This window comes from Archangium sp. (assembly GCF_045802675.1).
Lineage (GTDB): Bacteria > Myxococcota > Myxococcia > Myxococcales > Myxococcaceae > Archangium.
Genome location: NZ_JBJMQO010000097.1, coordinates 58,417 through 75,796 on the forward strand (window position 1 = coordinate 58,417; position 17,380 = coordinate 75,796).

13 protein-coding genes are annotated in these 17,380 nt (G+C 70.8%); 6 read left to right on the forward strand and 7 right to left on the reverse strand.

Going from position 1 to position 17,380, the window contains the following annotated elements:
- The first annotated feature begins 12 nt into the window (after positions 1–12).
- The 6 genes from ACJ8AN_RS28410 to ACJ8AN_RS28435 all read left to right on the forward strand — a co-directional run bounded on the left by ACJ8AN_RS28410 (position 13) and on the right by ACJ8AN_RS28435 (position 9,605).
- Positions 13–3,156: a DUF4175 family protein gene (locus ACJ8AN_RS28410; RefSeq protein WP_407758627.1), complete on the forward strand. Its 3,144-nt coding sequence runs from the start codon at positions 13–15 to the stop codon at positions 3,154–3,156.
- On the forward strand, positions 3,156–4,907 hold the full coding sequence (locus ACJ8AN_RS28415; protein WP_407758628.1) for a peptidase MA family metallohydrolase: 1,752 nt from the start codon (positions 3,156–3,158) through the stop codon (positions 4,905–4,907). The genes ACJ8AN_RS28410 and ACJ8AN_RS28415 overlap by 1 nt, the downstream gene beginning before the upstream one ends.
- A gap of 48 nt (positions 4,908–4,955) precedes the next feature.
- The gene (locus ACJ8AN_RS28420; RefSeq protein WP_407758629.1) at positions 4,956–5,978 is read left to right on the forward strand and encodes a hypothetical protein; all 1,023 of its coding nucleotides are present in this window, start codon (positions 4,956–4,958) and stop codon (positions 5,976–5,978) included.
- 37 nt (positions 5,979–6,015) lie between these two features.
- Positions 6,016–6,987: a VWA domain-containing protein gene (locus ACJ8AN_RS28425; protein ID WP_407758630.1), complete on the forward strand. Its 972-nt coding sequence runs from the start codon at positions 6,016–6,018 to the stop codon at positions 6,985–6,987.
- Entirely contained in the window at positions 6,984–8,360 is a 1,377-nt protein-coding gene (locus tag ACJ8AN_RS28430; protein ID WP_407758631.1) for an adenylosuccinate synthetase, read from the forward strand. Before ACJ8AN_RS28425 ends, ACJ8AN_RS28430 begins: the two co-directional genes overlap by 4 nt.
- 192 nt (positions 8,361–8,552) lie before the next feature.
- Positions 8,553–9,605, forward strand: coding sequence for an NAD(P)-dependent alcohol dehydrogenase (locus tag ACJ8AN_RS28435; protein WP_407758632.1), 1,053 nt, complete (start codon positions 8,553–8,555; stop codon positions 9,603–9,605).
- Between the two features lie 74 nt (positions 9,606–9,679).
- On the opposite strand, the gene ACJ8AN_RS28440 is transcribed toward ACJ8AN_RS28435, so the two are convergent.
- From ACJ8AN_RS28440 to ACJ8AN_RS28470, 7 genes are all read right to left on the reverse strand, one after another.
- Positions 9,680–10,981 (reverse strand): UDP-glucose dehydrogenase family protein, encoded by a 1,302-nt coding sequence (locus ACJ8AN_RS28440; protein WP_407758633.1) that lies wholly within the window; start codon positions 10,979–10,981, stop codon positions 9,680–9,682.
- A 70-nt stretch (positions 10,982–11,051) separates the two neighbouring features.
- Entirely contained in the window at positions 11,052–12,125 is a 1,074-nt protein-coding gene (locus tag ACJ8AN_RS28445) for a glycosyltransferase (protein ID WP_407758634.1), read from the reverse strand.
- 18 nt (positions 12,126–12,143) lie between these two features.
- A complete protein-coding gene (locus tag ACJ8AN_RS28450; RefSeq protein ID WP_407758635.1) occupies positions 12,144–13,250 on the reverse strand; it encodes a glycosyltransferase in 1,107 nt (368 codons plus the stop codon).
- On the reverse strand, positions 13,247–14,386 hold the full coding sequence (locus tag ACJ8AN_RS28455) for a glycosyltransferase (RefSeq protein WP_407758636.1): 1,140 nt from the start codon (positions 14,384–14,386) through the stop codon (positions 13,247–13,249). Before ACJ8AN_RS28455 ends, ACJ8AN_RS28450 begins: the two co-directional genes overlap by 4 nt.
- Before the next feature lie 21 nt (positions 14,387–14,407).
- On the reverse strand, positions 14,408–15,505 hold the full coding sequence (locus tag ACJ8AN_RS28460) for a glycosyltransferase family 4 protein (protein ID WP_407758637.1): 1,098 nt from the start codon (positions 15,503–15,505) through the stop codon (positions 14,408–14,410).
- A gap of 40 nt (positions 15,506–15,545) precedes the next feature.
- On the reverse strand, positions 15,546–16,652 hold the full coding sequence (locus ACJ8AN_RS28465; RefSeq protein WP_407758638.1) for a GDP-mannose 4,6-dehydratase: 1,107 nt from the start codon (positions 16,650–16,652) through the stop codon (positions 15,546–15,548).
- Positions 16,649–17,380: NAD-dependent epimerase/dehydratase family protein (locus ACJ8AN_RS28470; RefSeq protein WP_407758639.1), on the reverse strand; the 732-nt coding region annotated here is incomplete at its 5' end. The genes ACJ8AN_RS28465 and ACJ8AN_RS28470, both read right to left, overlap by 4 nt.

Here is a 17,380-nt window from a genome sequence, read left to right on the forward strand (position 1 = left end):
GGACGTGACAGCGTGAATCTCGAATCCCCGCAGACCCCAGGCCCGGAGCTCCCCCCTCCGCTTCCCCCGCAGCCTCCCGCTCCGCCCCCGGAGCCCGAGCCGCGCTCGCATGGCGTGGAGCGGCTGCTCGCCGCGGTGCGGGCCCGCCAGCGCCGCCAGTTGTGGCTCCAGGGCGCGCTGCTGGGCACCGCCACCCTGCTCGTGCTGGGCGTGGCCGCGGGCTTCCTCGCGCTCGCCGCCCCGGCCGCCGGCCGGTGGATGCTGCTGCTCGCCCCGGTGGTGGGCGCGCTCGTGGCGGGTGCCTTTGGCGTGGGGCTCTCCGTGCGCACGGTGGGCGATGACCTGCGCACCGCGCGCCTCATCGGCGAGCGCCGGCCGGAGCTGTCCCTGGATGTGCTCGCCGCGGTGGAGCTCTCGCGCGAGCAGGCCGCCCAGCCACAGCACTCCTCCGAGCTCGCCGAGGCCTTCCTGCGCCAGATGGACCTGCGCGCCGGACAGGTGGACGCGGGCACGGTGGTGGACGGCTCGCGCCTCAAGCAGGCGGGGCTGGCGCTGGGCGGCGTGGTGCTGGTGCTCGCGGTGGTGCTGGGCCTGGCGGGCGCGCAGTGGCGCGCGGGCCTGGAGAAGGCGCTCGAGTCCGCGCGCCTCGCCGCGTTGCCCGAGCAGCGCGAGCCCATCACCGGCGACATCGAGCTGACGTACCGCTACCCCGCCTACACGGGGCTGGCCCAGCGCACCGTGCCGGGCACCAACGGCGAGGTGAGCGCACCGGCCGGCACCGAGGTGACGCTCAAGACGCGCTCGGACCGCGAGGTGGAGCGCGCGGAGATTGTCGTCAACGGCGAGACGCTGCCGCTCACCGTCACCGGCAAGCGCGAGCTCTCCGGCAGCTTCGTGGCGAAGAAGCCGGGCAACTACCACTTCGTCTTCTACGGCGCGGGCCGCAAGGCGCTGGCCACCGGGCCGGACATCCCGCTCAACGTGGAGGCGGACACCCCGCCCCAGGTGCAACTCCTCACGCCCGCGGCGGAAATCGAGGTCGACCCCGGCCAGCAGGTGACGCTCAAGTACGAGGCCAGCGACGATTACGGCCTCAACGGCCTGGCGCTCGTCTTCCGCACGCCGGGCGCGAAGGAGGAGACGCGCATTGCCCTGCCCAAGGAGGATGGCCGCCGCGACAAGGGCACGTACACGTGGAACCTGGGCACGCTCAAGGCGCAGCCGGGGGACCGCATCTCCTACTTCATCGAGGCGAAGGACAACGACGCGGTGGAGGGCCCCAAGCGGGGCGTGAGCCGCACCCAGGTGCTGCGCGTCTACAGCGCCGCCGAGCACCTGCGCGCCGCCCTGGAGAAGGCCGAGGCCCTCTGGGGCCGCATGGTGGACCACCTCGCCGACCGGCTGGAGGGCCCGGAGCGCGAGCGCGTGAGGGAGCCGCAGAAGGTGGCCGCCGCGCAGTCGGTGGACACCGCGGGCCTGACGCTGGTGGCGGACATGCGCGCGCTCGCCCAGGAGCTCAGCCGCGAGCGCGACAACCCGGCCGAGCTCGTGGGCGCGCTCTCCAACATCGCCGCGACGCTGGGCCAGAAGGTGCGCGCCACCTCGGACCTGCGCCGCATCTACCTGCGCACCCAGCAGCGCCGGGCCGGCGACGACTTCGGCACCGGCGAGCGCCTGGGCGCGCTCGTGACCGATGAAGTCGCCGAGCTGGAGAAGGACATCCTCTACCTGGAGTCCCTGCTGGACCGCCAGAAGCTGGAGGCCCTGCAGGAGCTGGCCAGGCAGCTGGCCAACGAGCGCCGCGAGCTCGCCAACCTCATCGAGCAGTACAAGCAGAACCCGGATGAGCAGGTGCGCGAGCAGGTGATGCAGCAGATTCAGCAGGTGCGCAACCGCATCAACGAGCTGATGCAGCGCATGTCGGAGATGCGCCAGGGCATCCGCGACGAGCACCTCAACGCCGAGGCCCTTCAGGAGATGATGAAGGACCAGGACATGCAGAGCGCGCTCGACGACGTGGAGCGCCTCATGCGCGAGGGCAAGACGGACGAGGCGCTCGCCAAGCTGCAGGAGCTGTCCATGCAGATGGACGAGATGCTCAACGGCCTGAACGAGGCCCAGGACGAGTTCGGCAACGAGCAGTACCCGGAGCTGTCGCAGAAGTTCGGCCAGTTCATGGACGACCTGCAGAAGACGGCGCAGGAGCAGCAGCGCGTGGCCGACGCCACCAAGGCGCTGCGCGACCAGGCCCGCAAGCAGAACAAGGACCGGCTGTCCGAGCGCGGCAAGGCCATGAAGGACGAGCTGCAGCGTCAGATTGAACAGGTGCAGAAGAGCTACCAGCAGCTCAAGCCGGAGGATCTCAACAGCCGGGCCTCGCGTCCGCTGGAGGAGGCGCAGGCGGAGCTGGACAACGCGAAGAACGCGCTGAAGGTGGACGACTACGACCTGGCGGCCGAGGCGGCCCAGCGCGCCTCCGAGGCGGCCCAGCAGCTCTCCAGCTACGGCGAGCAGCAGCGCGCGCTGGACGAGATGTACGGCAACCCGGACGAGGTGCGCCAGCAGTCGGCGCAGCTCGCCGAGCGCCTGGAGAAGGACGCCAAGTCGGTGGAGGACGTGAACCGCAAGCTGCAGTCGCTCTTCCCGCCGCCGGGCTCGCAGATGAGCCAGCAGGACAAGCAGCAGCTGCAGCAGCTGGCCCAGCAACAGCAGCAGCTGGAGCAGAAGGCGAAGGACCTGCGCCAGCAGATGCAGGACATGGAGCAGATGGCGCCGCTGTTCGGCCAGGAGGCGGGGGACCAGATGGAGGAGGTCGGCCGGCGGATGGGCGAGGCCGCGCAACGGATGGAGGGCAAGGACGCCAACCGGGGCTACGGCGAGCAGCAGGCGGCGCTGGAGGGGCTGAAGCAATTCCAGCAGCAGATGAAGGAGAGCCAGCGGGGTCGGGGCAAGGGACGCGGACTGCCACTGCCCATGGGCATGGGCAAGCGCGAGGGCAACGGCAGAGACCCGCGCGACAAGGTGGAGATTCCGGACGAGGAGGCCTACCAGGCGCCGAAGGAGTTCCGGAAGGACCTGCTGGACGCGATGAAGCAGGGCGCGCCGGAGAAGTACCGTGACCAGGTGAAGCGCTACTACGAGGAGCTGGTGAAGTGATGGCCTGGAAGAACATCCCCTCCCTGCTCCTCGCCCTGGCCCTCCTCCTCCCCCTGGCGCCCGCGAGGGCCCAGGACGCACTGAAGGCCGAGGCCAAGGAGCGCCTGAGCAAGGTGGAGGCGGCGCTGGACGGCTGGGACGTGCCGGGAGCGCGGCGCGAGCTGCAGGCGCTCGAGGGCATCGTCCCGGAGGACGTGGAGCCGCTCAAATACTTCCAGGGCCGCGTGGCCTTCGAGGAGGGCCACTACACCGAGGCCATCGAGCAGCTGAAGGCGGCCAACATCGAGGACAAGCCGGGCAGCTACCTGCGGCTCGCCAAGGACACGCAGGCCATCGTGAAGGACCACGCGCACGCGGAGAGCGAGCACTTCATCTTCTACTACCCCAAGGGGAAGGACGAGGTGCTGGTGCCCTACGCGCTGGAGACGCTGGAGTCCATCCACCGCGCGCTCGCCGAGGACCTGGGGCACCGGCCGCCGGGGAAGATTCGCGTCGAGGTGGTGAACAACGCGCGCGAGCTGTCCAAGGTGAGCACCCTCACCTACCAGCAGATTCAAACGACGGGCACCATCGCCATCTGCAAGTTCAACAAGCTGATGGTGACGAGCCCCAAGGCGGTGGCACGCGGCTACGACTGGCAGGACACGCTCGCGCACGAGTACATCCACCTGGTGGTGAGCCAGATGAGCCACAACACGGTGCCCATCTGGCTGCACGAGGGCCTGGCCAAGTTCCTCGAGTCGCGCTGGCGCGGCAAGCCGGGGCTGGCGATGACCCCCTCGACGCTCGCGCTGCTGGGGCGGCGGGTGAAGGACGACAAGCTCATCCCCTTCGAGAAGATGCACCCGTCCATCGCCATGCTGCCCACGGCCGAGGACGCCGCCACGGCCTTCGCCGAGGTGTATTTCGCCATCGACTACGTCTACGAGACGCAGGGCAACAAGGGCCTGCGCGAAATCATCCTCGGGCTGCGCGACGGCAAGACGGACAAGAAGTCGGTGGAGGCGGCCACGGGCATGCCCTTCCCGCTCTTCGAGAAGAGCTGGCTCGCGCACATCAAGAAGCAGTCCTTCCCCAAGGAGCTGCTGCCGCGCGAGGAGGTGGTGCTCAAGGAGAACGCCAAGGACAAGGACGAGAAGAAGAAGGGCCGGGAAATCTCCTTCGGCGACTTCGCGGAGGTGACGGAGGTGCCGGCGCGCAAGTTCGCGCACCTGGGCGAGCTGATGCGCGAGCGCAACCGCACCCGGGCCGCGGCCGAGGAGTACGCCAAGGCGCACAAGCTGGTGGGCGACAAGTACGAGTCCGTGTCCAACAAGTACGCCCTGGCGCTGCTGGAGCTGCGGCGGCTGGATGAGGCGGAGAACGTGCTGCGCGGCTCGCTGCGCTTGCACCCGGGCTCGCCGAGCACCAGCGTGCACCTGGGCCGCATCCTCCTGTTCCGCAAGGACTACCCCAAGGCCCGGCAGACCTACCTGGAGGCGCTCGCGGCCGACCCGTTCGACCCTGAAATCCACATCGCGCTCATGCGCATCCACGAGGCGCTCGGCGAGACGGCGCTCGTCACGCGCACGCGCGCGGCCAGCGTGGTGCTCACCGGCCTCAAGCCCGAGGAGGTCAACCAGGTGGCCCAGGAGTTCCTGCGCGAGGACAAGGAGCTCGTCGAGGGCGATGAGGCCCTCTCCGGCAACGGCAAGGACGCCGCGCCCAAGCCCCCCGCCGCCCCGGCTCCCGCGAAGGACGCGGGCCATTAGCCGAGGCCGCTCGCCGGCCCGGAGGGTGGTGGTAGCCTGCCACCCGCCATGGCCGAGCGAGTCCTGAAGTGCCCGCACTGCAACGCGCCGCTCACGCCGCCGAGCCGTTTCGCGCGCTCGGTCACGTGCTCCTTCTGCGGCGTCACGGTGCAGCTCGACCCGGCGGCCGTCTCCGCCGCGCGCTTCCGCGAGGCCTTCCAGGCCTGGAACCAGCCCGCCCGCCACGGCTACTCCACCTGGTGGACGCTCGGGGACAGCCACTGGGCGCCCGGCGGGCTCATCGCGCGCGGGGAGCTCTCGGACGTCTACGTCGCCGAGCGGGCCCGCTGGCCCACCGAGCGCGTGCTCCTCAAGGTGCTCCGCAACCCGGACGACGCGCCCCTCTTCGAGCACGAATGGGACGTCCTCGAGCAGCTCCAGCGCAGCACCGCCGACGGGGCCGCGACCTTCACGACCCGCCTGCCACAACCCGTGGCCCGAGGCGTCCTGCGCGACGGGCCCCACGCGGGCGCGCGCGCCATGGCCCTGCGCTGGCCCAGTGGCTTCGTCCACACCTTCGAGGCCGTGCGGCGCGCGTACCCCACCGGCATCGAGCCGCGCGTGTCCATCTGGATGTGGCGGCGCATCCTCGAGACGCTCTCGTTCCTCCACCGCTCGGGCGTCGTGCACGGCGCGGTGCTGCCCCAGCACCTGCTCGTCCAGCACCGGGAGCATGGCGCCCGGCTCGTGGGCTTCAGCTGCGCGGACCGCCCGGGAGCCCGGCTGCGCGCCGTGTGCACCGGCTGTGAGGGCTTCTATCCCGAGAGCCTCCTGCGCTCGGAGACGCTCACGCCCGAGGCCGACCTGATGATGAGCGCGCGCTGCATCGCCGCGCTCCTCGGGGGCGAGCCCTCGCGAGGCACCGTGCCGGACTCCGTGCCCGGCGCCCTGGCGGCACTCGTACGGCACGCCGCCACCGGAGAGGGGGCCGGGGAATCCGGGGGGGATGCCTGGACACTTCGCGAGCGCGTTGGTGAAGTGAGCGCCAGGGTTTTTGGCCGGCCGGGCTTCCACCCGCTCGCGATGCCGTGAGCACGCGGCCACCCGCCGAGACGAAGGAGCACGGACGATGGGCTACGGCAATTACAGCAACGAGGCACACGAGGCACTCCTTCGCGGGCGCGCCCAGGTTCCCACCCAGCAGGTCTTCCAGCAGAAGAACTGCCACCCGCTGATGAACCCCAAGGGCGTGCGCGTGCGCGAGAGCCGCGACAGCGCCGAGCATCCCAACTCGCTGAGCGTCGTCTTCGCGCTCGACGTGACGGGCTCGATGGGGACCATTCCCAGGCTGCTGGCCACGCAGCTGCTGCCCAAGTTCATGAAGGTCCTCACCGACTGCAAGGTGACGGATCCGCAGCTGCTCTTCATGGCCGTGGGCGACGCCACGAGCGACAACGCGCCGCTCCAGGTGGGCCAGTTCGAGTCCACCGCCGAGCTGATGGACCAGTGGCTCACCTGGTGCTTCGTCGAGGGCGGCGGCGGTGGCACGGGCCAGGAGACGTATGAGCTCGGCCTCTACTTCCTCGCCCAGCACACCGAGCTGGACTGCTGGGTGAAGCGCCAGAAGAAGGGCTACCTCTTCATGACGGGCGACGAGCTGCCCTACCCCCTCCTCTCCAAGCACATGGTCGAGGGCATTGTCGGGGACCGGCTCGATGACGACCTGAAGGTCGAGGAGATCATCGCCGAGCTGCAGAAGACCTTCGTGCCCTTCTTCGTGATTCCGGACCTCGCGCGCCGCAAGAAGTGCGAGCGCCGGTGGCGCGAGCTGCTCGGAGACCACGTGCTGGTGATGGAGTCCCCCGAGGACATCTGCTTCGTGACGGCGGGAGCCATCTCGCTCTACGAGGGGCTGGTGAAGGACGTGGACGAGCTGGGCCGCGTCATGCGGGAGGCGAACGTGCCCGGGGAGCGGCTCGCCGCCGCCATCCGGGCGCTCACGCCGCTGGCCGAGGCCCTGGGGCGCACCGGTGGGCCCGCGCTCTCCGGCGCTCCGGCCGGGGACGGAGTCCTGAAGCGGCTGCTGCGCCTCGTCAAATGAAGGAGCCGCGCCGGCCGCGTGCCTCCATCGTCATCGACCTCGGCTTCGGTGACGCGGGGAAGGGGCTGCTGACGGACTTCCTGGTGCGGCGCACGGGAGCCACCGTCGTCGTCCGGTACAACGGCGGCGCCCAGGCGGGGCACAACGTCGTCACGTCCGACGGCCGGCACCACACCTTCGCGCAGTTCGGCGCGGGGACGTTCGTTCCGGGCGTCCGCACCTTCTTGTCCCATCACGTCCTCGTCCACCCCACGGCCCTGCTGCTGGAGGGGCGGGCGCTGCAAGGCAAGGGCGTGGAGGACGTGTTCTCGCGCCTGCGCGTCAGCGAGCGCGCCCGCGTCATCACGCCCTTCCATCAGGCCGCCAACCGCCTGCGCGAGCTGGCCCGGGGTGGTGCTCGCCATGGCAGCTGCGGGGTGGGCGTGGGCGAAACCGTCCAGGACGCGCTGGAGCATCCGGAGGAGACGGTGCTCGCCGGAGAGCTGCGCGAGCCCGCGCGGGTGAAGCGCAAGCTCCAGCGCCTCCGCGAGCGCAAGCACGAGGAGCTGCGCGCGCTGTGGGGCACCGCGCCTGGCGGGCCCGAGGCCGCGCGCGAGTGGGCCCTCTTCGAGCACGGAGCCGTCATGGAGGCCTGGCTCGAGCAGTCGGCGCCCCTGGTGACGCTCGGGCTGGTGGCACCGGACTCGACGCTGCGCACGTGGATGGCCAACTCCCCGGCCACCGTCTTCGAGGGAGCGCAGGGCGTGCTGCTCGACGAGTGGCATGGCTTCCATCCCTTCACCACCTGGTCGTGCTGCACCGCCGGCAACGCGCTGGCGCTCATCGCCGAGAGCGGGCTGGACGTGGACGTGGAGCGAGTGGGAGTCCTGCGCAGCCACTCGGTGCGCCATGGCGCGGGGCCGCTGCCCACGGAGACGGCGGAGCTGCGGCCCGGAGTCTCCGAGCACAACGTCCCCAACGCGTGGCAGGGCGGCGTGCGCTACGGCTGGTTCGACGCGGTGCTGGCCCGGTACGCGCTCGACGTGGTGGGCGGGGTGGATGCGCTGGCCATCACGCACCTGGACTCGCTGAAGCGGCTGCGCACCTGGAAGGTCTGCGCGGGCTACGAGCACGAGCTCCCGCCGGAGGACGCCGGACTCCTCGCGCGGCGCACCGAGGCCGGGCTCGTCACGCGGCTGGCCGTCTCCCCGGAACGCTCCCTGGAGCGGCAGGCCCGGCTCGCACGGTGGCTCGCGCACGCCGCGCCCCGGCTCGAGGAGAGTGCACCGGAGGAAGACGCCGTGCTCGCGCACCTCGAGCGGCTGCTGGGCAGGAGCGTGGACCTCGTCTCGCGAGGACCTCGCGCGGCGGACCTCTCGCTCCGGAGCCGGTGACACACCCACGCCGTGCAGTGCGGCCCGGGGAACACTCGGTGTGCTGCATTACAACGAATGGGAAATCATCGGCTGCGGCTGCAGCGAGAGCCTCCTTCCCGAGGGGCTCACTTGCTCGTGGCAACGGACCCTCTGGTAGCGTCGCGTGAGACGACCCCTCGTGTCGCATGCAGTGCCTTCTCTGGAGAGCCCATGCCGATCGCCCGAGCCTACGCAGCCCAGAGTGCCCGAGTTCCCCTCACGCCCTTCTCGATGGAGCGCCGGGAGCCACGCGCCCACGACGTGCTCATCGACATCCTCTACTGCGGCGTGTGTCACACGGATCTCCACCACGCCCGCGACGAGTGGGGAGTGGGCGTCTTCCCGCTGGTGCCGGGCCATGAAATCGTCGGACGGGTGGCGAAGGCCGGCGGTGCGGTCACCCGCTTCAAGGTAGGCGATGCCGTGGGCGTGGGCTGCCTGGTCGACTCCTGCCGTGACTGCGCCCCGTGCCGCCAGGGCGAGGAGCAGTTCTGCATCCCGGGCGCGGTGGGCACCTACGGCTCGCGCGAGCGCGACGGCGCGCCCACCCAGGGCGGCTACTCCACGCACATCACGGTGGATGAGAACTACGTGGTGCGCATCCCCGAGTCGCTCCCGCTGGACAGGGCCGCGCCGCTGCTGTGCGCGGGCATCACCGCCTACTCGCCGCTGCGCCACTACGGCGTGAAGGCCGGTGACAAGGTCGCCGTGGTGGGGCTCGGCGGCCTGGGCCACCTGACGGTGAAGCTGGCGAAGACGATGGGCGCGGAGGTCACCGTGCTCAGCACCTCGCCCTCCAAGCGCGACGACGCGCTGGCCCTGGGCGCGGCCCACTTCGCCGTCACCTCCGACACGGACACCTTCACGAAGCTCGCCGAGCGGTTCGACTTCGTGCTCGACACCGTGCCCGCCGCGCACGACTACAACGCCTACCTCGGCCTGCTGAAGGTGGACGGCACCATGATTCTCATCGGCGTGCCCACGCACCCCACCCCGCTGTCGGCCTTCCCGCTCGTCATGCGCCGGCGCAAGCTGGGCGGCTCGCTCATCGGCGGCATCCGCGAGACGCAGGAGATGCTCGACTTCTGCGCGAAGCACGACGTGGCCTCGGACATCGAGCTCATCCCCATCCAGAAGATCAACGAGGCCTACGAGCGCATGCTCAAGGGCGAGGTGCGCTACCGCTTCGTGATCGACACCGCCAGCCTGCGCGCCGAGCGGTAGGGCTCCCCGAGCGGGCTCGAATCTCGAGGCTGGGCAGGACGCCTGGCGAGAGCCTCCCGGCGGTCCCGGCCTGCTCAGTGGCCGCGGCCGATGCCGAAGTACGTGAAGCCCTCTTCCCGCGCGCGCCGCGGGTCGAAGACGTTGCGGCCGTCGAAGATGACCGGGCTCTTCATCAGCGTCTTCAGCCGCCGCAGGTCCGGGTGCCGGAACTCGTTCCACTCCGTCACCAGGAAGAGCCCGTCAGCGCCCTCGGCCGCGTCGTAGCACGTGGGCGCGTACAGCACGCGCTCGCCGAAGTAGCGCCGCGCCACCTCCGTCGCCACCGGGTCATGGCACTGCACCCGCGCGCCCTTGCCCAGCAGACCCTCGATGAGCTCCACCGAGGGCGCCTCGCGCATGTCGTCCGTCTTCGGCTTGAAGGCCAGGCCCCACACCGCGAAGGTGCGGTTGGACACGTCCCCATAGTGCTTCAGCGCCTTGGACAGCAGACAGCGCTTCTGCCGCGCGTTCGTGTTCTCCACCGCGCGCAGCAGGTCGAACTCGAGCCCCACGTCCCGGGCCGTGGCCATCAGCGCCTTCACGTCCTTCGGGAAGCAGCTGCCGCCATAGCCGATGCCCGGGTACAGGAACGAGTAGCCAATCCGCTTGTCCGAGCCCATGCCCTTGCGGACCAGCTCCGCGTCCGCCCCCACGCGCTCGCACAGGGCCGCGAGGTCGTTCATGAACGAGATGCGCGTGGCCAGCATCGCGTTGGCCGCGTACTTCGTCAGCTCGGCCGAGCGCGGATCCATGTAGAGGATGGGGTTCTCCGTGCGCACGAAGGGCGCGTACAGCTCGCCCATCAGCTTCCGCGCCCGCTCCGAATTCGTCCCAATCACCACCCGGTCCGGCTTGAGGAAGTCCTCGAGCGCCGCGCCCTCCTTGAGGAACTCGGGGTTGGAGACGACGTCGAACTCGTACTGCGTGTTGCGCGCCACCGCGGCCGACACCAGGTCCGCCGTCCCCACCGGCACCGTGCTCTTGTCCACGATGACCGTGTAGTGGCGCAGCGCCTGGCCCACCTGCTCGGCGGCGTTGAGCACGTACTGGAGGTCGGCGCGCCCGGTGTCGCCCTCGGGCGTGCCCACGGCGATGAAGACCACCTGAGAGGGCCCCACCGCGGCCTTCAGGTCCTGGGTGAAGTGCAACCGCCGCGCGGCGATGTTGCGGTGGACCAGCTCCTCGAGGCCCGGCTCGTAGATGGGAACCCGTCCCCGCCGCAGCGCTTCGATCTTCCTCGGGTCCACGTCGATGCACGTGACGTCATGACCCGATTCGGCGAAGCAGGTGCCCGCCACCAACCCGACGTACCCCGTTCCAATGACCGCGATCTTCATGACGCCCACCTCCCGTCCCCAACGCCCGGGCGCCGCCGCCTCGTGGCAAGCGCGCCTCTGATGTGACCCTCTATGGCTCGCGGCCCTCACCCACGGCCCGGGCGTACTGCTCCAAGGTCTCCGCGCGGTGGGCCGCGGTGTGCTCGGCCAGCACCCGCTCGCGCGCCTTCATCCCCATGGCCCGCCGCTCCTCCTCCGAGACCTCCCGGAGGTAGCGCAGCGTCTCCTCGCCCGAGTGGGAGATGAGAATCTCCTTCCCCGGGGTGAAGAGGGTGTCGAGCCCCGCCCACTCGTCGCTGATGATGGGCACGCCGCACGCGGCTGCCTCGAAGAGCCTCACGCTCGGCGAGTAGCCCGCCCTCACCATGTCCGCGCGCGTGACGTTCAGCGTGAAGCGCTGCGAGTTGTAGAAGGCCGGGTGCTCGGGCGGAGCCAGGTGCTCCACGCGCGACACATTGGCGGGCCATTGAATCGTGGCCGGGTACTGGGGCCCGGCGACCACGAAGCGGCCCGAGCTCCACTCGCGTGCGGCCTCCAGCATCAACCGGTCGAGCACCGGCTGCCGGTCATCGCTGTACGTGCCCAGGTAGCCCAGGTCCCAGAGCGGCTCGCGGTGCTGCGGCGCGTACAGCTCGGGGTCGCAGCTGCAGTAGAGCGCCCGGGCCGCCGGAGAGCCGAGCTCGCGCTCGATGTGTTGGAGCGTGGGCCCGCCCGTGAAGGACAGGTAGAGCTGGTAGCCCGGAATCAGCTCGGGCGAGAGGTACTCGAAGTCCTTGCGCGCGAGCTTCGCCAGCGTCACCGGCGTGTCGATGTCATAGAAGGCGGTGACGCCGCGGGCGGTCCGCTGCACCCAGCCGCCCACGTCCACGCCCTGGGGCACGTACGAGCCCACCACGACGAGGTCCGCGCGGCGCACCTCGCGCGCGAAGCGGCCCTTCAGGTCCTCGAAGCTCGAATACAGCTCGGTGCGTCCGTACGGCGGCCGCGCCAGGTCCCGGTTGGAGGCGTACCAGGGCACATCGCGCTCGAGGAAGAGCACGTCGTGCCCCCGGCGCACCAGCTCGCGCACGAGCCCCCGGTAGGTGGTGGCGTGGCCGTTGCCCCAGCTCGAGGTGATGGACAACCCGAGAATGACGATCCGCATCCGCTTCGTCTCCATGACTCAAGCCACCCGCTCGTGATCGCCGCCCTTCTCGAACCCGAGCACTTCCTCCACCTTCGAGGCCCGGTGCGCGTACGTGTGCTCGGAGAGCACCCGCCTCATCGCCGCCTGGCCGATGCGCTGGGAGTCGGCCGCCGTCAGCCGGCGCACGTGCTCGGCGACCTCCTCGCCCGAGTGGGCCACGAGGATTTCGCTCCCCGGCTCCAGGAAGAGCTCCACGCCCTTGAAGGCGTCGGTGATGATGCAGGCGCCCGCGCCCGCGGCCTCGAAGACGCGCGTGGCCGGCGAGAAGCCGAAGCGCGCCATGCTGTCGCGGTTGATGTTGAGCACCGCCCGCGCCGAGCAATTCAGCGCGTTGTGGTCCTGCGTGTACACGTGGCCGAGGTACTTCACGTTCTCCGGCAGCGAGCGGTCTCCCCAGCCACTCCCGCCGAGGAGGAAGCGCGAGCCGGGCAACAGCTTGGCGGCCTCGAGGAAGAAGGCCTCCACGCGGGCCTCGCGGTCCGGCAACCGGTTGCCCAGGAAGGCCAGGTCGCCCGAGAAGCGCGCGTCCGGCGCCACCGGGTGGTGGGTGCTCGGATCCAACGCGTTGTAGATGGGCACGCACTCCTTCGCCCCGAGCGCCTTGTACGCGCTCACCACCGGCTCGCCGCCGCCGTAGGTGAGGATGTGGTCGTAGCGGGGGATGAGCGCGCGGAAGGGGTCATTCCGGTCCTTCTCCACGCGCTCGAGCGTGGCCGGCGCGTCCACGTCCCAGAACACCACCTGGGTGCTGGGGCGCTGCAGCTCCAGCACGCGGGCCTCGAGCAGCGCGTCGAACACGCCCACGCCGCTGGCCTTCACCACCACGTCCGAGTCACTGGCCTCCTTCAGGCAGCGCTCGAGCTCCTCGGTGCCCTGCGCGGAGTAGACGACGACGCGGGCCCAGTCGGGGTCCGCCATGTCGCGGTGCTGCTGGCGCTCGTAGGCATCCGGCTCGTAGAAGGTGACGCGGTGCCCCAGCTCATGCAGCGCGCGGATGATGCCGCGGTAGTAGGTGGCCGCCCCGTTCCAGTAGGCCGAGACCAGGCTGGAGCCGAAGAAGGCGATGCGAAGACCCTTGCTCATGCGATGACCCTTTCCCGTGCAAGCGGGTTCAGTTCGGAGGCGTCGAGGCCCAGCTGCTGGCAGATGCGCAGGAGCTCCTCCACCCGGTGCCCACAGGTGTGGCGCGCGAGCACCGTGCGCCGGCCGTGCTCGGCGAGCTCGCGGCGCAGGCCCTCGTCGGCGAGCAGGGCGCGCAGGTGGTGGCGCATCTCCTCGCCGTCATTGGCGACGAGGAAGTCGCGGCCCGGGGTGAAGAGCCCCTCCGCGTCCGACCAGGGCGCCGACACCAGCGGAATGCCGCAGGCGAGCGCCTCGAAGGGGCGGATGGTGGGGATGCCGGGCAGGGCCCGCGTATAGGGCCGGCGCGGCACGTGGACGGTGACGCGCGCCTGGGCGAAGGCCCTGGGCGCCCGGTGGTTGGGCAGCCAGCCGGCGTATTCAATCCCCGATTCGGCCAGGGCCGCCTTCGCCGTGTCCGGGTAGCGCACGCCGTGCACGCGGGCCCGCAGGCCGAGCGCCTTCACCGGGTCCAACAGGAACTCGTGCAGCTCCGCGGTGCGCTCGTCATCGCCCCAGTTGCCCACCCAGACGAGGTCCCGCTCCTGGGGCACGTGCGGCTGCGGGCGGAACACGCGCGCGTCGGCGGCCTCGTGCCACGTCCACGCCTGGCGGGTCCACCCCGCGTCCAGGTAGATGCGCCGGATGACCTCGCCGAAGGCGAGCACGCCGTCGTAGTGCGTGAGCTCGTAGCGGGCCATCTCCTCGCGGGCGCTCACGCTGCGGTGGTGCGTGTCATGGAAGAGCAGCCGGAAGGTGCCTCCGGCCTTGCGCCGCTCGCCCAGGCGCTTCACCAGCTCCGGCGCGCTCCACTCGTGGACGATGACCAGGTGGGCGCCCTCGAGCGCCGCATCCAGGTCCAGCGTGTCGAGCGCGTACCGCTCGGGCACCACGTGCGGGTAGACGGCGCGGACCTCGGCGAGCGCCTCCGCGCCGATCGGCTCGGCCAGGAGGTTCTGCAGGCTCCACGCATCCGCGGGCTCGTACACGCGCACCTGGTGGCCGCGCAGCGCGAGCTCCGTCACCACGCCCCGCAGGAAGTGCGCGTTGCCGTGGTTCCAGTCAGACAGGAGGGAGTGACAGAAGAAGACGATGCGCATCGGCGGTTGGCTCTCCGGTCGTCAAGAAGCGTGGAGCGCGGGAGCGTCCCGCGTCTCCGAGGGCCGCGTGCCCAGCGCGGCGTAGAGCTCCAGGTAGGCCTCCGCCATGCGGCGGGGCGTGAAGGTCAGCGCACGGGCCCGGGCGCGTCCGGCCTGGCGCTCGCGCTCGGCGGGGTTCGACATCAGGCTGCGCAGGGCCCGGGCGAGCCCCTCCCCATCCTCCGGGTGGACGAAGAGCGCGGCGTCGCCCCACACCTCGCGCAGGCTCGGCAGGTCGCCGAGCACCAGCGCGCAGCCGGCGAGCGCGGCCTCCAGCACGGACAGGCCGAAGGGCTCGTAACGCGCGGGCAGTGCGTAGATGGCGGCGCGGCCCATGTACCCGGCGAGCTCCGGGGGCGTGAGGCGCCCGAGCGGCTCCACATGATGGGCCCGGGCCGAATCACCGCCACCCGGGTGCTGCGTCTCCCCCGCCACCTTCACGGCAAAGGGGAGCCGCGGCGCGACGGCCTCCAGCGCGGACAGGTTCTTGGCCTCGTCCCACAGCCGGCCCGCGGCGAGCACGAAGGGCTCCTTCACCCCGGGAGGGAAGGACTCGGCCCGGCGCGCGTTGGCGATGACCCGGCTCGCGTGGAAGGGGCCATACAGGCGCTCGGCGGCGGAGAGCATCGCGGCGCTCGGCGCCACCACGCACCGGGCCGCGCGCAGCCCCCGCGCCACCTCCTCGCGGTAGCGCGCGTAGCGCTCGGGGGCGGACTCTCCCTTCACGGCCTCCCACCACGAGAGGACGCACGAGTGCGCCACCACCAGCACCGGCGCCTGGAAGGGCAACGCGCCGTGGCAATAGCCATTGAGGTGGATGAGGTCCGGACGCAGCCGCGCCTCCAGCTCGAGGAGCCACTCCCCCGAGGCGCGGACGTCCTCCCACGGGTCGTCCATCCACTCGAGCGAGTAGCGGCTCTCGTGGATGGACAGGCCCGGAACCTCGCCCGCTTCGGCCCACTGGGCGAGGGACAGCGGTGCTCCCAGGGTCGCGAGCTCCACCCGCACGCCGTACCGGGCGAGTGCGTGGCAGAGCTCGAGCGCGTACGTCCACACGCCGCCCACCGTATCGGCGGTCATCAGTACCCGTCTCACGGGCGGCGGCGTACTCACGCGTGGGCTACCCTGCGAAAGCTTCAAGCGAGGCTCCTCCGGTGGGTGGATGGATGGCCCGCTCCTCCGCCAGCGCTTCCAGCCACGCGTGCAGCCGGGCCACGCCCTGCTCGACGCCCACCTGCGGCGCCCAGCCCGTGGCTTGCTGGAACTTGCGGGTATCGGACACGTAGTAGCGCTGATCTCCCGTGCGCCACTGCTCGAAGTGGATGTCTGGCTTTCGGCCGGTGCGCTGGGCGATCAGCTCGAGCAGCTCCAGCAGGCTCACGGTGCGCTCCGGGCCACCGCCGATGTTGAAGGCCTGTCCCTTGAGCTGCTCGATGTTCGCCTGCGCCAGGCGGAAGGCGCGCACCAGGTCCTCGATGAAGAGGATGTCGCGCACCTGCATGCCGTCCCCGTAGAGGGTGATGGGCTTGCCCTGGAGGGCCTGGATGAGGAAGTGCGCCACCCAGCCCTGGTCCTCGGTGCCGAACTGGCGCGGGCCGTAGATGCAGCTCATCCGGAACACCGCCGTCTTCAACCCGAAGGAGCGCCCGTAGTCGAGCACGTACTGGTCCGCCGCGCCCTTGGAGCAGCCGTAGGGGCTCTCGAAGTCCAGCGGGCAGCGCTCGCTGATGCCGTGGGTGCGCGTCCCCTCGTCCCGGGGCTCGTAGCGGCGGCCACTCTGGGCGAACTCCAGCCCCGGCAGCCCGCCGTACACCTTGTTGGTGGAGGTGAAGAGGAGCGGGGCCGGCTCGTCCATGGCCCGCAGGGCCTCCAGGACGTTGAGCGTGCCGCGCGCGTTCACCTCGAAGTCGTGCACCGGGCCCTCGAGGCTGGTGGTCACCGCCACCTGGGCCGCGAAGTGAAACACTTCCTCGGCGCCGTGCACCGCGCGCCGCACCGCGCGCTCGTCCCGGATGTCCGCCACCTCGACGCTGAGCCGCTCGCCGTGGCGCGCCTTGAGCCAGCGCAGGTTCCTCTCCACCCCGGCGCGCGAGACGTTGTCGTAGACCAGCACCCGGCGGCCTTCGCTCAGGTAGTGGTCCGCCACGTTGGAGCCGATGAAGCCGGCGCCCCCGAAGATGACCACCCGTTTCTCGTGACCGTTCTTCTTCGCTCGTGTCTTGCTCATACGGTCAGCCCTCGAGCCTCGAGCTCCGCCCTCGCCTCGGCCACACGGTCCGTGGCCACCTGCCCCTCGAGCCACCGCGCCAGCTCGGCCAGCCCCTGCTGGAACTCCACCTGGGGCTCGTATCCCAACACCTCGCGGGCCTGGGTGATGTCGGCGAAGCAGTGGCGGATGTCGCCCATACGGTACTTGCCCGTCACGGCGGGCCGGATGTGTGGTTTGCCCATCACTTCGCCAATCGCCTTGGCCACATCGCGCACGGTGACGGCGTGGCCGCTGCCGATGTTGAGCACGTGCCCGGCCGCGTCGCGCACCTCCATGGCCAGGCGGCAGGCGCGGGCCACGTCGTGCACGTTGACGAAGTCACGCTGCTGCAGGCCGTCCTCGAAGATGAGCGGCGCGTTCCCGTTCATCAGCCGCGAGGCGAAGATGGCGAGCACCCCGGTGTACGGGTTGGAGAGCGCCTGGCGCGGGCCGTAGACGTTGAAGAAGCGCAGCGCCACGGTGGGGATGTTGTACGCGCGGCCGGTGATGAGGCACAACCGCTCCTGGTCGTACTTGGAGAGCGCGTACACGGACGAGAGCGCCGGCGTCTTCGTCTCCGGCGTGGGCAGCGGCGCGAGCACCTCGTCGTGGGCGCCGCGCAGCTCCCAGTCACCGGATTGCAATTGCTCCAGGGTGCGATCCGTGCCGGGCACCAGGCGCCCGTCCGGAGTGCGGAAGAGTCCCTC

Excerpts from the sequence above, each read along its gene's own strand:
- ACJ8AN_RS28415 (WP_407758628.1), top strand. The coding sequence starts at position 3,156 with ATGGCCTGGAAGAACATCCCCTCCCTGCTCCTCGCCCTGGCCCTCCTC.
- ACJ8AN_RS28420 (WP_407758629.1), top strand. The coding sequence starts at position 4,956 with ATGGCCGAGCGAGTCCTGAAGTGCCCGCACTGCAACGCGCCGCTCACG.
- ACJ8AN_RS28425 (WP_407758630.1), top strand. The coding sequence starts at position 6,016 with ATGGGCTACGGCAATTACAGCAACGAGGCACACGAGGCACTCCTTCGC.
- ACJ8AN_RS28430 (WP_407758631.1), top strand. The coding sequence starts at position 6,984 with ATGAAGGAGCCGCGCCGGCCGCGTGCCTCCATCGTCATCGACCTCGGC.
- ACJ8AN_RS28435 (WP_407758632.1), top strand. The coding sequence starts at position 8,553 with ATGCCGATCGCCCGAGCCTACGCAGCCCAGAGTGCCCGAGTTCCCCTC.
- ACJ8AN_RS28440 (WP_407758633.1), bottom strand. The coding sequence starts at position 10,981 with ATGAAGATCGCGGTCATTGGAACGGGGTACGTCGGGTTGGTGGCGGGC.
- ACJ8AN_RS28445 (WP_407758634.1), bottom strand. The coding sequence starts at position 12,125 with ATGCGGATCGTCATTCTCGGGTTGTCCATCACCTCGAGCTGGGGCAAC.
- ACJ8AN_RS28450 (WP_407758635.1), bottom strand. The coding sequence starts at position 13,250 with ATGAGCAAGGGTCTTCGCATCGCCTTCTTCGGCTCCAGCCTGGTCTCG.
- ACJ8AN_RS28455 (WP_407758636.1), bottom strand. The coding sequence starts at position 14,386 with ATGCGCATCGTCTTCTTCTGTCACTCCCTCCTGTCTGACTGGAACCAC.
- ACJ8AN_RS28460 (WP_407758637.1), bottom strand. The coding sequence starts at position 15,505 with ATGACCGCCGATACGGTGGGCGGCGTGTGGACGTACGCGCTCGAGCTC.
- ACJ8AN_RS28465 (WP_407758638.1), bottom strand. The coding sequence starts at position 16,652 with ATGAGCAAGACACGAGCGAAGAAGAACGGTCACGAGAAACGGGTGGTC.